This is a genomic window from Panacagrimonas perspica, assembly GCF_004364935.1.
GTDB classification, from domain to species: Bacteria; Pseudomonadota; Gammaproteobacteria; order Nevskiales; family Nevskiaceae; genus Panacagrimonas; species Panacagrimonas perspica.
The window spans coordinates 976,811-991,775 of record NZ_SOBT01000008.1 but is presented as its reverse complement, the minus strand read 5'-3'; the positions used below and the strand labels follow the sequence as shown (position 1 = coordinate 991,775).

At 68.1% G+C, this 14,965-nt stretch carries 12 protein-coding genes and 2 riboswitches; of the genes, 6 read left to right on the top strand and 6 right to left on the bottom strand.

Features of this window, described 5'->3' with window-relative positions:
- Positions 1-87: 87 nt before the first annotated feature.
- From DFR24_RS04395 to argA, 6 genes are all read right to left on the bottom strand, one after another.
- Positions 88-1,890 carry a metallophosphoesterase family protein gene (locus tag DFR24_RS04395; RefSeq protein WP_133880109.1) on the bottom strand — a complete coding sequence of 601 codons (1,803 nt, stop codon included), beginning with the start codon at positions 1,888-1,890 and terminating at the stop codon, positions 88-90.
- A 95-nt stretch (positions 1,891-1,985) separates the two neighbouring features.
- Positions 1,986-2,573, bottom strand: coding sequence for a DNA-3-methyladenine glycosylase I (locus DFR24_RS04390; protein WP_133880108.1), 588 nt, complete (start codon positions 2,571-2,573; stop codon positions 1,986-1,988).
- Between the two features lie 11 nt (positions 2,574-2,584).
- Complete coding sequence (locus DFR24_RS04385) at positions 2,585-3,913, bottom strand: dihydroorotase (RefSeq protein ID WP_133880107.1); 1,329 nt, start codon at positions 3,911-3,913, stop codon at positions 2,585-2,587.
- A gap of 153 nt (positions 3,914-4,066) precedes the next feature.
- Positions 4,067-4,798: a 16S rRNA (uracil(1498)-N(3))-methyltransferase gene (locus DFR24_RS04380; RefSeq protein ID WP_133880106.1), complete on the bottom strand. Its 732-nt coding sequence runs from the start codon at positions 4,796-4,798 to the stop codon at positions 4,067-4,069.
- Between the two features lie 33 nt (positions 4,799-4,831).
- On the bottom strand, positions 4,832-6,232 hold the full coding sequence (locus tag DFR24_RS04375; protein ID WP_210772459.1) for an adenosylmethionine--8-amino-7-oxononanoate transaminase: 1,401 nt from the start codon (positions 6,230-6,232) through the stop codon (positions 4,832-4,834).
- A gap of 110 nt (positions 6,233-6,342) precedes the next feature.
- Positions 6,343-7,665 carry an amino-acid N-acetyltransferase gene (argA, locus tag DFR24_RS04370; protein WP_133880104.1) on the bottom strand — a complete coding sequence of 441 codons (1,323 nt, stop codon included), beginning with the start codon at positions 7,663-7,665 and terminating at the stop codon, positions 6,343-6,345.
- 136 nt (positions 7,666-7,801) lie between these two features.
- Here argA and DFR24_RS04365 point away from each other — a divergent pair, with 136 nt between their 5' ends.
- The 6 genes from DFR24_RS04365 to gcvT all read left to right on the top strand — a co-directional run bounded on the left by DFR24_RS04365 (position 7,802) and on the right by gcvT (position 14,919).
- Positions 7,802-8,389: a UPF0149 family protein gene (locus DFR24_RS04365; RefSeq protein ID WP_162851036.1), complete on the top strand. Its 588-nt coding sequence runs from the start codon at positions 7,802-7,804 to the stop codon at positions 8,387-8,389.
- Positions 8,389-9,711, top strand: coding sequence for a Xaa-Pro aminopeptidase (pepP, locus tag DFR24_RS04360; protein WP_133880102.1), 1,323 nt, complete (start codon positions 8,389-8,391; stop codon positions 9,709-9,711). The genes DFR24_RS04365 and pepP overlap by 1 nt, the downstream gene beginning before the upstream one ends.
- Positions 9,712-9,747: 36 nt before the next feature.
- On the top strand, positions 9,748-10,980 hold the full coding sequence (ubiH, locus tag DFR24_RS04355; protein ID WP_133880101.1) for a 2-octaprenyl-6-methoxyphenyl hydroxylase: 1,233 nt from the start codon (positions 9,748-9,750) through the stop codon (positions 10,978-10,980).
- On the top strand, positions 10,977-12,164 hold the full coding sequence (locus tag DFR24_RS04350) for a UbiH/UbiF/VisC/COQ6 family ubiquinone biosynthesis hydroxylase (protein ID WP_133880100.1): 1,188 nt from the start codon (positions 10,977-10,979) through the stop codon (positions 12,162-12,164). The genes ubiH and DFR24_RS04350 overlap by 4 nt, the downstream gene beginning before the upstream one ends.
- 220 nt (positions 12,165-12,384) lie before the next feature.
- The gene (locus DFR24_RS04345) at positions 12,385-13,425 is read left to right on the top strand and encodes an alpha/beta fold hydrolase (RefSeq protein WP_133880099.1); all 1,041 of its coding nucleotides are present in this window, start codon (positions 12,385-12,387) and stop codon (positions 13,423-13,425) included.
- A gap of 146 nt (positions 13,426-13,571) precedes the next feature.
- Positions 13,572-13,670, top strand: a riboswitch (glycine riboswitch).
- Positions 13,671-13,684: 14 nt separating this feature from the next.
- A riboswitch (glycine riboswitch) is annotated at positions 13,685-13,800 on the top strand.
- Between the two features lie 39 nt (positions 13,801-13,839).
- Positions 13,840-14,919, top strand: coding sequence for a glycine cleavage system aminomethyltransferase GcvT (gene gcvT / locus DFR24_RS04340; protein ID WP_133880098.1), 1,080 nt, complete (start codon positions 13,840-13,842; stop codon positions 14,917-14,919).
- Positions 14,920-14,965 lie beyond the last annotated feature (46 nt).

Genomic DNA, 14,965 nt, shown 5'->3' with positions numbered 1-14,965 from the left:
CATGCCGCACCCGTAGCCCGGACGAAGTCCGGGGCGCCTCTCTCTCATCCGAGGGGAACCCCGGACTTCGTCCGGGCTACGGTGACGCTAGAACGGCATCCGGAACGTCAGCTCGACATTGCGATCGGCGGCTTCGCCCTGGCGCGTGCCGCCCTGCGAACACAGCACGCCGAGATCCGCCTCGGTGAGAGCGTCCACCAGCGAGGCCGGATCGGCGAGATACAGCGCGCAACGATCGTCGGCGATGGCCAGGCGCCGTGAGTTCTCGACGCCGTGTCCGAAGATCGGGCCGCGGATCGTGCCGGTGCCATCGCCGTTGTCGAACACCTCGATCAGGCGCTGCTCCTGCGGGAAGTCGATCAGCGACGCGCTCTCGATCTGCCAGAAGCCGGTGCAGGCGCCCGCCGCCTTGCAGGCGACCGGCGCCGTGACGACGCCGTTGGTTCCCGTCTCGCCGGTGACCTTGAACGGCCGCACGCGATGCCGGTGCGTATGCCCGGCCACCCAGGCGATCAGGTTCGGATAGCTGGCCAGCAGCCCGTCCAGCTCCACCGCCGTCACGTCGATCGGCACCAGCGCCGCGAACGTGCCGTACTCGGCGAACGTCAGGTCCGGGTGGTGCGTGAACACCATCACCAGCTGCTTGCGGGCGTAGGCATCCTGCAACTGCGCCTGCAGCCACGTGAACTGCGCGCGATCCAGGCCGCCATCGGCGAGCGCCGCCGGGTTGCGCAGCAGCTCGGTGGGCAGCCGCGGATCGACGCCGTCGATGATGCTGTTGAGCACGATCATGCGGAACTTCCCGCCACCGGCGTTGAACGCGTAGTAGCCGTCGTTGCGATCGTTGTCGTCGTTCAGGCGCGCCGGCTCGACGAAACCGAAGCCGTGCCCGATCGGGCCCGGCGTGGCGGACGAGTTGAAGAATTCCCGCACGAACTCGGACTGGCGGACCATGAAGTGGCGGCCGAACGCGAGCGCCGCCTCGTTGATGCCCAGCTCCAGCGGCAGCGTGCCGCGCACATAGCCGTCGTGGTTGCCGAAGACGACGTACCAGGGCGTGGACAGGCGGGTGTTGATGCAACCCGGTGCGCCCGCATTGCAGCGCAGGATCTCGGGCATACCCGGCGCGCGCGTCGCCGTCTGGCGCGCAAGGTCGGTGGAGCCATCGCTGGCGCGACCGAGAATCGACGAGGTCTGCGTGGCCGTGAGCTGCAGCACGGTGCGCGTCACCAGCGGCTGGAACAGCAGGTTCTCCGGATCCGGATCGGGTGTCTGGGTGTCGGCGACGCCGCGGCCCGTGAAGCGCGTGCAGTTCAGCGCGAGCACCGACTCCGGCGTGCCCTCGGGCTGCGAGGCGCGGCAGATCTGCTCGAAGCGGCTCATCTGGTCATAGGTGCCGTCCAGGTTGTCGATGAAGCGGCGGATCTCGCCGACCGTCGTCAGGTCCGCGCTGTCGCCGGTGACGATGCTGAACTCGGCGGGATACTCGGCGACGCAGGCATTGATACGCCCCTCGAGATCGTTCAGGACCTCGTCCGAATACTCTTCCTGGAAGCGCATCGCGGATTCGAACTGCACCGAGAGCGGATCGATCACCGATGCGCCGATCACGCCCTGCCCGTCGTCGTCGATGATGTGATCGTCGGTGAGGTGGACGAACCGCAGCATCAGCCGGGACGACGACGAGCGCGCACCGGCAGCAAGTTCCTGGCGCGTGACGGCGGCCTCGTCGATCAGCGCGGCGCAGCGCGCCGGCCCATCCGCGCGTGCGGAGGAGCCTCCCTTCAGATACGACGACCCCGAGTCGCAGGCCGCGAGGCCCAGCACGACGACGGCGAGCGCGAGGCCCGAAAGACGGCCGACGAAGCCGATGTCTTGAGTGGTTCTCATATTTCTCTCCCCTGCTCCGCCCCACCGCTCACATTCCCGGATCGTACTGCGCCGACGATGAAGGATCGGAGGAAGCCGGGATGCCCCGCGTCGTCTCAGCCCGCGGCCCGTGCCGCCTTGCGCGGATACCGGTGACAGTCGACCACGTGATCGTTGACCACGCCCATCGCCTGCAGATAGGCGTAGATGATGGTGCTGCCCACGAACTTGAACCCGCGCTTGAGCAGGTCCTTGCTGATGCGGTCCGACAGTTCGGTCCGCGCCGGGACTTCCTTCAGATCCTTCCGCGCATTCAGAACGGGCTTCCCGTCGACCCAGTTCCACAGGTACCGGTCGAAGCTGCCGAACTCCTTCTGCACGGCGAGGAAGGCGCGCGCATTGGTGCGCACCGACCAGACCTTGAGGCGGTTGCGCACGATGCCGGTGTCGAGCAGCGCCTTCTCCAGGCAATCGTCGTCCCAGCGTGCGAGCTTGGTCGCGTCGAACTTCGCGAACACCCGCCGATAGCCATCGCGCTTGCCCAGGATGGTGCTCCACGACAGGCCGGCCTGCGCGCCTTCGAGGATCAGGAATTCGAACAGCACGCCGTCGTCGTGCTGCGCGCGTCCCCACTCCTCGTCGTGATAGGCCTTGTACGCGTCCGAGCCCAGGCACCAGCCACAACGCACTTTTTCGACCGCCACGGGCGGGCCGCTCAGGCGAAGCGCAGACGCTCGCCCTTCGGCGGGCCGACCTTCACTCCATCCCAGGCCAGCTCCCCGTTGACCCAGGTCGCAGCGATGCGGCCAGGCAGCACCATCCCGTCGAGCGGCGTCCAGCCCACCTTGTAGAGGACATCCTCGTTGCGCACGAGCGTGGTCTGCGTGTCGTCCACCAGAGTCAGGTCGGCCCAGTAGCCCTCGCGGATGTAGCCGCGATCGATGACCTGGAACAGCTCGGCCACGGCGTGGCTGGTCTTGCGCACCAGCGTGTGCAGATCCATTTCCTTGCGGCGCACGAGTTCCAGGCCCATCTGCAGTGCGTGCTGCACCAGCGGCAGTCCCGAGGGCGCCTTGAAGTACTCGCGGCCCTTCTCCTCGAGCGTGTGCGGCGCGTGATCGGTGGCGATCACGTCGATGCGATCCTCCATCACGGCGCGCACCAGGGCCGCACGATCGGCCGCCGTCTTGATCGCCGGATTGCACTTGATCAGGCTGCCGCGCGTCGCATAATCCGACTCGTCCATGAACAGGTGATGGATGCAGGCCTCCACCGTGATGCGCTTGCCGGCGATCGGACCCGGGTCGAAGAACGACAGTTCCCGCGCGGTCGTCAGGTGCAGCACGTGCAGCCGCGCGTTGTGTTTCTTTGCCAGGTTGGTCGCGAGCTCGGTCGACGTGTAGCAGGCTTCCGCCGAACGGATGTGCGGATGCTCGGACCAGGGCACCGCGTCGCCGAACTTCTCGCGCGCCTTGGCTTCGTTGCGCTGGATCGTCGGCGTGTCCTCGCAATGCGTGACCACCATGATCTTGCAGCGGGCGAAGATGCCGTCGAGGGTCTTCGGGTCATCGACCAGCATGTTGCCGGTCGATGCGCCCATGAAAACCTTGAGCGCGCAGGCCTCGTCCTTCTGCAGCGCCGCGATCTCCTCGAGGTTGTCGTTGGCACCGCCGAAATAGAAGCCGTAGTTGGTGTGCACACGACCTGCGGCGTCGGCGTATTTCTTGGCCAGCAGCGCGCGCGTCGTGATCGCCGGCACGTTGTTGGGCATGTCCATGACCGAGGTGATGCCGCCCGCAACCGCCGCGGACGATTCGCTCGCCAGATCGCCCTTGTGCGTCAGGCCCGGCTCACGGAAATGCACCTGGTCGTCGATCATGCCGGGCAACAGCATCTTGCCCTGGGCATCGAAGACCGGGATCCCGACCTGCGCGGGAATGCTGCCGCCGATCTTGCGGATTCTTCCGTCGACGACGAGGACATCCCCGTGAGTCGTGGTGCCTTCGTTGACGATGCGGGCGTTGACGATCAGGACATTGGACACGGACGAAATTCCGGTGGTGCGTGAAGGCGTCCAGTGTAAGTCGTCGCAAAGCGCGATATCGCGTCGCCCCGTAGCCCGGGCGAAGCCCGGGATGGAGGCCCCGAGAACGACGGAATCCCGATACAGGAAGAAAACTCCCGGGCTTCGCCCGGGCTACACGAGATCGCCGGCGACGCCTTGCAGGATTGCCAGCGCCGCGACGCCCGCCGTCTCGGTACGCAGCACGCGCGGACCGATGCGCACGCCCCGGCAACCGGCCTTCGTCGCAAGCTGCAACTCGTCCGGGCTCAGGCCGCCTTCCGGCCCCACGACCAGACTCAAGGGTTCGCTGATGGCGCCCAGCCCCGCCAAGCCTTGGGCGGCGAGCGGATCGAGAACGAGGCGCGGCCCGGTCGCTGTCTGCCCGAGCCAGTCGCCGAACTTCACCATCGGCAGCAAATCCGGGACCCGCGTGCGGCCACTCTGTTCGCAGGCCGAGCTGATCACCGCACGCCAGTGATCGAGCCGCTTGGCCTCGCGCTCGCGATCGAGATGCACATTGCAACGCTCGGTGAGGACCGGAACGATCGCGCTGACACCCAGCTCGACCGCTTTCTGCACCGTCCAGTCCATCCGCTCGCCCTTGGAGATGCCCTGCACGAGCGTCAGGTGCAGCGGCGATTCGCGATTGACGTCGCGGAAGCTGCCGACGCGCAGGCTCGCGCTGCGCTTGGCCACCGTCTCCAGAACGGCGGCGTACTCGCCCCCGCGCCCGTCGAACACCACCAGCGACTCGCCGGCCTGCATGCGCAGCACCTGCACCAGATGACGGAACGGCCCTTCCGGCAACTCGACGAGCGCGCCCTCGGCGAGCGCTGCGTCGAGGTGGATCCGCGACTCACTCATCGCGTGCCCCCGGGGCCCCCGAAAAGTAGCCGTTCACTTTTCGGGGTGGGTTGCCACGTCGATCGCCTCGATCGCGATCTTGACCATCGCCTCGACTTCGCGCGGCTCGATCACGTAAGGCGGCATGAAATAGATGACGTCGCCGAGCGGCCGCAGCAGCACGCCGAAGTCCTTGTGCGACTTCAGCGCGTGGCGGTACGCCCGCAGACCACGACGGTCCGATGCCGGGAACGGCTCGCGGTTGCGCGTGCTCTTCGCCAGTTCGATCGCCAGGATCAGGCCCTGCTGGCGCACGTCCGCGACGTAGCGATGCGAGCGCAGCGGCGCCGTCGACGACCACAGGAACTGTCCGAGCAGCCGCGTGCGCGCGATCCAGTCCTGCTCCGCGAACACGTCGAGCGTGGCCAGCGCGGCACGGCAGGCCAGCGGATTGCCGGTGTACGAATGCGAGTGCAGGAAGGCTTTTCCGGCGCGGTACTCCGCATAGAACGCCTGGTAGATCGCATCGCCGGTGAGCACGCAGGCCAGCGGCAGCGTGCCGCCGGTGAGGCCCTTCGACAGGCACATGAAATCCGGCGAGATGCCGGCCCATTCGCAGGCGAACATCATCCCGGTGCGGCCGAATCCCACGGCGATCTCGTCGGCGATCAGGTGCACGCCGTGACGGTTGCAGGCCTCGCGCAGCAGGCTCAGGTACACCGGGTGATACATGCGCATGCCGCCGGCGCACTGCACCAGCGGCTCGAGGATCACCGCGCAGACCTCGTGCGCGTGGTGCTCCAGCGCCAGTTCCATGTCGGCGAACATCCGGCGCGTGTGGTCCTCCCACGACGTGCCCGGCGCGCGCTCGTAGCAGTCCGGCGAGGCGACGTGGATGGGCTTGAGCAGCAGCGGCGCATACGTGTCGCGATAGATGCCGGTGTGGCCGACCGCGAGCGCGCCCAGCGTCTCGCCGTGGTAGCCGCCGGTGAGCGCGATGTAGCGCGTCTTCTGCGGCTTCCCGACGTTGCGCCAGTAATGGAAGCTCATCTTGAGCGCCGCTTCGACGGCGGCCGAGCCGTTGTCGACGTAGAAGCAGCGATCCAGTCCCTTGGGCGCGAGCTTGCACAGGCGTTCGGCCAGCTGCACCGCGGGTTCGTGCGTGAAGCCGGCGAAGATCACGTGATCGAGCGTGTCGAGCTGATCCTTCAGCGACGACACGATGTGCGGATGGCGATGGCCGAAGATGTTGGTCCACCAGGAGCTCACGGCATCGATGTAGCGACGGCCGTCGTGGTCCTCGAGCCAGATGCCTTCGGCCTTGCGGATCGGGATCAGCGGAATCGCCGCGTCGGCGCCGCCGGCGTGATCGCTCATCTGCGTGCACGGATGCCAGACGTGCGCGAGGCTGCGTTCCGTGATGGCCGTGTTCTGGGAGGTCGGGGTCTCGGACATCGGAATCGTCATCCTGGGGAAAGCGGTTCTTCGTAGCCCGGGCGAGGCCCGGGATTCCTCGGTCCCGAAGAGACCTGTCCCGGACTGCGTCCGGGCTACCAATGGGACGCCTACAGCGTCTTGATCAGCACCGCCGAATTGCGCTGCCAGTTGTACATCTGCTGGCGCTGCACCGGCAGGTCCTCGAGCTTGGCAGGCGCGAAGCCGTGCTCCAGGAACCAGTGCGGCGTGTGCGTCGTCAGCGAAAAGATCTTCTTGATGCCCAGCTTGCGCGCCGTCTCCTCGGAGCGGGCGAGCAGCGCCGCCGCACGACCGGAGCGCCGATATTCCGGGTGCACGGCCACGCAGGAGAATTCGGCCATGCTGTTCTTCGCAAACGGGAACAGCGCGCAGCACGCCACGACCAGGCCGTCGCGCACCATCACGTCGAACAGGCCGATCTCCAGTTCCAGCTGCTCGCGCGAGCGCGGCACCAGCACGCCGGCGTCCTCGAGCGGCTTGATCAGCGCCAGGATGCCGCCGACGTCCTCGATGCTGGCTTCGCGAACGGCCTCGTAATGTTCATCGGCATAGAGCATCAGGCCGACGCCGTCGCGCGTGTACAGCTCGCGCAGCAGGGCACCTTCGGCTTCGGCGCCGACCAGGTGCACGCGCTTGACGCCGCCGCGCCCTGCGGCAAGCGCCGCACCGAGGTACAGGCGGTCCTGTTCGCCGATGCCGTTGGCCGCGGCCAGCAGACGTTCGCCGTTCGCCAGCGAGAGCTGGCCGGCGTCGCCAGTGTCGTCCGCCAGCTTCCAGGTGTCGGGATCGGAGTTCGAGACGAACACCAGCTTGTCGGCGCGCAGCGCCACGGCCATCGCGGTCGCGACGTCGGCCGCGCGCAGATTGAAGATCTCGCCGGTCGGCGAATAACCGACGGGAGACACCAGCGCGATGCGGTCCTGCTCGAGCACGGCGCGGATCGTCTCGGTGTCGATCCGGCGCACTTCGCCGGTGTGCTGGAAATCGACGCCGTTGCGGATGCCGACCGGCCGCGCCGTCACCCAGTTGCCGCTGGCCACGCGGATGCGGGCGCCGCCCATCGGCGTGCTGACCAGGGACGTCGACAGCTTGGCCTCCAGGTCCATGCGCAGGCTGCCGACGGCCGCCTTGACGCATTCCAGGGCGGCCATGTCGGTGACCCGGAACTCGCCGCAGTAGCGCGCCGACAGGCTGCGATCGGCTAGCGCGCGATCGATCTGCGGCCGCGCACCGTGGACCAGCACCAGCTTGACCCCGAGGCTGTGCAGCAGCGCCAGGTCATAGACGAAGGTCTCGAAATCGGCCCGATCCGCCACCTCGCCGCCGAACGCCACCACAAACACGCGGCCGTTGTGGGCGTGGACATAGGGGGCGGCAGCGCGCAGGGCGGCAACGAAGTCGGCGGGGAGCATGCGCGATTATAGAAGGACCCAACCGTAGCCCGGACGTTGAATTTCGCGAAGCGAAAGAGCCGGGGAAGCCGTCCGTTAGCGACGCGCGATCCCGGGCTTCGTCCGAGCTATGCCAGCCCCCGCCTATACTCTCCACATGACGGATATTTCCTACGACCCGGCGCCCGAAGCGCCTGATCACGATGAACTCGCGGCCCTCCTGTCCCGGCTGGGCTATACCGAATCCGCTGCCCACTTCCACGGTGCCCTGTGCGGCGCGCTGTGCGTCGTCGACGCGGAGAAACTCGACGTGGTCGAACTGCTCGAAGAGGGCGCCACCGAGCCGGAGGCCGCGGACCACCGCGCGCTGGTGCGCCTGCGCGACGTGAGCTGCGCCGACCTGCTCTCCACCGAGATGGGCTTCGAGCCGCTGCTGCCGGCCGACGCCTTCCCGCTGGGCACGCGCGTCGACGCGCTGGCCGACTGGTGCGGCGGCTTCCTGTTCGGCCTGTCGAGCCGGCGCACGCTCGATATCCGCGGCATGTCCGAGGAAGCCCGCGAGACGCTCAAGGACCTCACCCAGTTCACGCAGGCCGGCTTCGATCCGGAGGGCGATCCCGAAACCGAAGAGAACGCCTACGCCGAGGTGGTCGAGTACGTGCGCGTCGGCGCGCAGCTGCTCTATCTCGAACTGCGTCCCCGGCCGCCGGCAGCGGCCGAAGAGTCCCCCTCGACGGTGCACTGATGAAACTCACTCCCGCCCAGCGCCAGGAACACGCCGCGCGCCGCCGCGAACTGATGCGGCAGATCGGCAAGCACGGTGTCGCCATCGTCCCGGCCTCGCACGAGGTCATCCGCGCGCGTGACACGCACTACCGCTTCCGCCAGAACAGCGATTTCGCCTACCTGACCGGATTCCAGGAACCCGAGTCCATCGCGGTGCTGATCCCGGGCCGCGGCGACGGCGAGTTCGTGCTGTTCGTGCGGCCCAAGGACAAGGTGCGCGAGATCTGGGATGGCCGTCGCGCCGGACCCGAAGGCGCACGACGCAGCTTCGGTGCCGACCAGGCGTTCAACCTCGACGAGTTCGACGAGCGCCTGCCCGGCCTGCTCGCCGGCCGCGAAGTGCTGCACTACACGCTCGGCGAATTCCCGGACATGGACACGCGCGTCTCGCGGCTCGTGCGCCATCTGCGCGAGGTCTCGCGCCGCGGCGGCGCCGCGCCGACCACGGTCGTCGCGCTGGAGACCACGCTGCACGAGATGCGCCTGTTCAAGCGCCCGGCCGAAATCGACCTGCTGCGCAAGGCCGGCCGGATCTCGGCCGCCGCGCACGTGCGTGCGATGCGCGCCACCAAGCCCGGTCGCTACGAGTGGCAGGTCGCCTCGGAGATCCATTCCGAGTTCGACGCCCATGACATGCAGCCCGGCTACAACTCCATCGTCGGCGGCGGCGAGAACGCCTGCATCCTTCATTACGTCGAGAACGACGCGAAGCTGCGCGACGGCGACCTGCTGCTGATCGACGCCGGTGGCGAGCTGTCCGGCTACACCGCCGACATCACGCGCACCTTCCCCGTGAACGGCAAGTTCAGCCCGGAGCAGAAAGCGGTCTACGAAGTCGTGCTCGAAGCGCAGAAGGCCGCGCTGCGGCAGATGCGTCCCGGCGTGTCGTCCGGCAAGCCGCACGAGGCCGCCACGCGCGTGCTGACCGAGGGCATGGTCGAGCTGGGCCTGCTGAAGGGCCGGCCCGAGGCACTGATCAAGGCCGAGAAGCACCGCGCGTTCTACATGCACGGCACCGGCCACTGGCTGGGCATGGACGTGCACGACGTCGGCCGCTATCGCATCAACGGGCGCTATCGCCCGTTCGAGCCCGGCATGGTGATGACGGTCGAACCGGGGCTCTACATCGCGCCCGGTACCAAGGGCGTGAACCGCAAGTTCTGGGGCATCGGTATCCGCATCGAGGACGACGTGCTGATCACTGCAGATGGCCACGAGATCCTGACCAGCGACGTGCCCAAGTCCGTGCGCGACATCGAGCGGCTGATGGCGGCGGCGTGACGTCCGCCCTCGCCACACGCGCCTGACGACTCGCACATGACGGTCCTGGCCGAACCCTTCGACGTCGCCATCGTCGGCGGCGGGCTGGTCGGCTGCAGCCTGGCCGTCGCGCTGTCGCGTCAGCAACGGCGCATCGTGCTGATCGAGGCCGTGCCTTCGCGCGACGCTCCTGCGGTCTGGGACGAACGCTGCATCGCGCTCAACGCCGCCTCGCGCCGCATCCTCGAGGCCATCGGCGTCTGGGATGCACTCGAAGACAGCGCCGAGCCGATCCTGTCGACGCACATCTCCGAGCGCGGCCGCTTCGGCGCCGCGCGCTTCACCGCCGAACAGGCGGGCTTGCCGGCGCTGGGCTACAACACGCCGCTGCGCGCGATCAACGGCGGCCTGTGGCAGCGCGCACACGCAGCCGGCGTCGACGTGCGTTGTCCTGCGCGCCTGGCCGGCATGGACACGCTCGCGGATCGCGTCGTGCTGCGCCTGCAATCGAATCCCGACGAGGCGCCGACCTCGCTGACGGCAAGACTGGTCGTCGCGGCCGACGGCGCCCGCTCCGCGGTGCGCGACGCGCTGGGCCTTGCGGCCGAGACGCGCGATTACGAACAGTCCGCCATCGTCACCGCCATCCGTCCGAAGTACGCGCACGCCGGCGTCGCCTACGAACGCTTCCTGCCGACCGGCCCGCTGGCCGTGCTGCCCAAGCCGCGCGATGCCGACGGCCACGCCTGTTCGCTGGTGTGGACGGTGCCGACGGCGCAACTGGCCGAGTTCGAGGGACTCGACGACGAGGCCTTTCTCGCCCGCGCGATGGATCAGTTCGGCGAGCGCCTCGGCCGCTTCACCGCCGTGGGACGCCGCCAGAGTTATCCGCTGTCGCGCGTCATGAGCGGGCAGCTCAGCGCGCCGCGCACGCTGTTCGTCGGCAACGCTGCGCAGAGCCTGCATCCGGTGGCCGCGCAGGGCTTCAACCTGGGCCTGCGCGACATCGCGACGCTGGCCGAGTTGCTGCAGACGCAGGCGGATCCCGGCGCGCCCTCGCTGCTCGCCGAGTACGTGACGCGCCGCGAACGTGATCGCGAGCGTGTCGCCGATTTCACCGACCGCCTCGTGCGCCTGTTCTCGAACACCGTGCCGGGCCTGCGCGGCCTGCGTCACCTCGGCCTGCTGTTCCTCGAACTCGACACGCCGGCGCGCGACGCGGTGCTGCGCCAGAACCTCGGCTTGGGCGGGCCGGTGCCCGCGATGGCGCGGGCCGGAGGCCGGGCGTGAGCGCGCCGGAGCCCTGCGAGATCGCGATCATCGGCGGCGGCATCGTCGGCAGCGCCGCTGCATGTGCATTGTCGCGCGCCGGATTCGATGTCCGGCTGGTCGAGCGGGGCGCAGCACCTGCGATGACCGACGCCGTCGATTATGACCCTCGGGTCTACGCGATCTCCGCCGGGTCGAACGCGCTTCTCGAAGATCTCGGCCTGTGGGACACGATTGCCGCCGGACGTGCCGAGCCGATCCAGCGCATGCAGGTCTGGGATCGCGATCCCGCGCGCTCGCTGCGCTTCGACGCCGCCGATGCCGGCGCTCCCAGCCTCGGCTGGATCGTCGAGCATCGCGTGCTCGTGCGGACGCTGTGGGCCGCCCTGCCCGCTGGCTGCGCGCGGACCGGTGTCGGTCTGCAGACTCCTCGTTTCGATCCCGACCCCGCGCTGCCCGTGCGGCTCGAGCTGTCCGACGGAAGCTCGCTTTCGGCGCAGCTCGTCATCGGCGCCGAGGGCGCCGATTCGTCGATCCGCGAGGCCGCCGGCATCGACGCCGCCGGCTGGAGCTACGCGTCGACCGCGGTGGTGTGCCACATCGCCTGCAGCGAGCCGCATCGTGGCGCCGCTTTGCAACGCTTCCTGCCGTCCGGCCCCGTCGCGCTGCTGCCGCTGGCCGACGGCCGGCGCTCGCTGGTGTGGTCGACGACAGAAGCCGACGCGCAGGCCCTGCTCGCGCTGGACGACGCAACCTTCGCCGAACACCTGCAGGAGGCGATGCAGTCCGCCGCGGGCGATCTGTCGGCGCCGACGCGTCGCCTGTCGTTCCCGCTGCGCCTGCTGCACGCGCAACGCTACGTCGCACCTCGCTGCGCGCTGGTCGGAGACAGCGCGCACGTCATCCATCCACTCGCTGGGCAGGGACTGAATCTGGGCCTCGCGGACGTCGCGCAGCTCTGCGCGGATCTGGATACCGCCAAACGGGCGAAACGTGACTGGAGTGCGCTGCGCACGCTGCAGCGCTACGAACGCACGCGCCAGGCCGAGAATCTCGAAATGCTCGCGCTGACCGACGCACTGGGTCGCGCCTTCTCGCTCGACTTCCCGGGCTGGCGCCGGCTGCTCAGCCTGGGTTTGCGCGCGGTCGACCGCATGGCGCCCCTGAAGAATGGCCTCGCGGCACGGGCGGCACGCTCCGCTTAGAGCCGGACGGTTTTCGTCGGACCTCTGGGGTCTTTACCGCAAAGGCGCAAAGGGAATCCGGAAGGGCAAGCGCTCCATTCCAGCCATTTTCCTTTCGCTTTTCTTTGCGTCCTCCTCTTTGCCTTTCTTTGCGCCTTTGCGATGAACGCGTTTGGGGTGCGAGGCCATTGCCGCATCAGGCAGAATCCGACCCCTTTTGAACGTTGACCCTGGAAACCCGATGACCCCGCGAAAGCATCACTTGCTCGACATCCGCGGCACCCGCATCCATGCGGTCGAAGAAGGCAGTGGTCCGCTGGTGCTGATGATCCACGGGTTTCCGGAGTCCTGGTACTCCTGGCGCCACCAGCTCAGCGCTCTGGCGGCCGCCGGATATCGGGCGGTCGCGATCGATCAGCGCGGCTACGGACGCTCGTCGAAGTTCTGGACGCCGGAGTCGTATCGCATCCGCGCGCTGGTGGCCGACGCGGTCGGCGTCGTCCATGCGCTCGGCGAGAAGAACGCCGTGATCGTGGGGCATGACTGGGGCGGCCCCGTGGCCTGGGTGAGCGCCTGGCTGCATCCGGAGATTTTCCGCGGCGTCGTCGGCATGAGCGTGCCGTTCTCCGATCGCGGTCTCGTGGGGCTGCCGGGCTGTCCGTTCGGCGAGCGCTCGCCGGAAGTCGTGCACAAGGAGCTGGCAGGACCCGGCCAGGATTTCTACCAGGACTATTTCGGCACGCTCGGGCCGGTGGTCGATGAATTCGAATCCGATCTGCGCGGCTGGCTGCGCGACGGCGTGTGGTCGCTCTCGGGCGACGCACTGGGCAGCATCGGCATCAACCTCGACACGATGAACCCGATCGACATCATCCGCGGCAGCGCGATGTGCGTGCCGCACGGCCACCGGATGAAGGAACGCTTCATGTCGCCACCGCGACAGCCCGCGTGGTTCTCCGAATCCGACCTGGATTTCTATGTCGGCGAGTTCGAGCGCTCCGGCGTCAGCGGCCCGCTGAGCTACTACCGCGAGATGACCGCGAGCTGGAACGAGCTGGAAAGCCAGTCCGGCAAGCCGATGACCGTTCCTGCGCTGTACCTCACCGGCGAATTCGATGTCTGCCGCGGCTGGGGGCTGGAGACCATCGCGCGCGCGGCCGAGCGCATGCCGAATTTCACCGGCACCAAGGTGTTCGCCGGTTGCGGGCACTGGACGCAGCAGGAGCGGCCCGAGGAGACCAACGCGGCGCTGCTGGAATTCCTGGGCAGCTTGCCGGCATAGCAACCGTAGCCCGGACGAAGTCCGGGAAGCGGACCTCGGTGCGCGATTAGGTCCGGCTCCCAGCGGGCACCCCGGACTTCGTCCGGGCTACGGTTCATTTCAGGGTTCCTGCCCGCTCCCTCAGCGGCTATGATCCGTCCACGGTATCAATCCACGCGCGAGAGACCGGACCGCTTCTGGGCGGGCCGGCGCCGAAGGCGCAATTCGCTCGTCAATCGCTCAGGCAAACGGAGCGCGTGGGTGCCGGTCGAAAGGCCGGCGTACCGACTCTGGAGAGCGTCCGCGCAAGCGGACCACCGATGGGGCATGGTGCGGCGACAATCGCACCTGAACTCTCAGGTCCGGGTGGTCCACCGGAAAGACAGGGGAGCGATCACCGACTGTCGTCGTTACGGCTCTTTCGTACGGGATCGCATGCTAAAAAAAACCGCCCTCCACGACCAGCACCAGAAGCTCGGGGCCCGCCTCGTGGATTTTGCCGGCTGGGAAATGCCGATCCAGTACGCCTCTCAGCTCGACGAACACCACGCGGTGCGAACGCACGCGGGCATGTTCGACGTCGCGCACATGGTGGTCGTCGATCTGCACGGCGCCCGCACCCGGGAATTCCTGTCGCATCTGCTCGCCAACGACGTGGCGAAACTCAAGACGCCGGGCAAGGCGCTGTATTCCTGCCTGCTGCGCGAAGACGGCAAGGTGCTCGACGACCTGATCGTCTACTACCGCGACGAATCCTATTTCCGCCTGGTCGTGAACGCCGGAACCGCGGACAAGGACTGCGCCTGGATCGCGCAGCACGCCGGTGCGTTCGACGTCACCGTGAAGCGTCGCGACGATCTCGGCATCCTCGCGGTGCAAGGGCCGCAGGCGCGCGCGATCGTCGAAGGCCTGCTGCCGCCGATGCTGGCCGCCGACGCGGCAGCGCTCGGGAACTTCAACGCCTGCGAGATCGGGGAGCTGTTCGTGGCCCGCACCGGCTATACCGGTGAAGACGGCTACGAGATTGTCGCGCCGCACGCGCGCCTCGTGAACCTGTGGGAACAGCTGCTCGCCGCCGGCGTGAAGCCCTGCGGCCTGGGCGCACGCGACACGCTGCGTCTCGAGGCCGGCATGAATCTCTACGGACAGGACATGGACGAGTCGGTGACGCCGCTCGAATCGGGCCTGGCGTGGACGCTCGCACTGACGCCGGGTCGCGATTTCATCGGACGCGCCGCGCTCGAGCAGCAGCAGCGGACCGCGCATTCGCGCCAGGTCGGCCTGCTGCTCGAAGGCCGCGGCGTGCTGCGCGCCCACATGCCGGTGCGATTCGCCTCCGGCGCCACCGGCGAGATCACCAGCGGCGGCTTCGGCCCGACTCTGAAGCGATCGATCGCGCTGGCGCGCGTGGCGCCCACCGACGAGACAAAGTGCGAGGTCCAGATCCGCGGCGAGTGGCAACCTGCCCGGGTGCTCAAGCCGCCGTTCGCACGCAACGGCAAAGCGCTGATCTGATCAGCGCCTCCTCGACAGACAACAAACCAAATCAACATCGGAGCCG

Excerpts from the sequence above, each read along its gene's own strand:
- DFR24_RS04395 (WP_133880109.1), bottom strand. The coding sequence starts at position 1,890 with ATGAGAACCACTCAAGACATCGGCTTCGTCGGCCGTCTTTCGGGCCTC.
- DFR24_RS04380 (WP_133880106.1), bottom strand. The coding sequence starts at position 4,798 with ATGAGTGAGTCGCGGATCCACCTCGACGCAGCGCTCGCCGAGGGCGCG.
- DFR24_RS04375 (WP_210772459.1), bottom strand. The coding sequence starts at position 6,232 with ATGTCCGAGACCCCGACCTCCCAGAACACGGCCATCACGGAACGCAGC.
- argA (WP_133880104.1), bottom strand. The coding sequence starts at position 7,665 with ATGCTCCCCGCCGACTTCGTTGCCGCCCTGCGCGCTGCCGCCCCCTAT.
- DFR24_RS04365 (WP_162851036.1), top strand. The coding sequence starts at position 7,802 with ATGACGGATATTTCCTACGACCCGGCGCCCGAAGCGCCTGATCACGAT.
- pepP (WP_133880102.1), top strand. The coding sequence starts at position 8,389 with ATGAAACTCACTCCCGCCCAGCGCCAGGAACACGCCGCGCGCCGCCGC.
- ubiH (WP_133880101.1), top strand. The coding sequence starts at position 9,748 with ATGACGGTCCTGGCCGAACCCTTCGACGTCGCCATCGTCGGCGGCGGG.
- DFR24_RS04345 (WP_133880099.1), top strand. The coding sequence starts at position 12,385 with ATGACCCCGCGAAAGCATCACTTGCTCGACATCCGCGGCACCCGCATC.
- gcvT (WP_133880098.1), top strand. The coding sequence starts at position 13,840 with ATGCTAAAAAAAACCGCCCTCCACGACCAGCACCAGAAGCTCGGGGCC.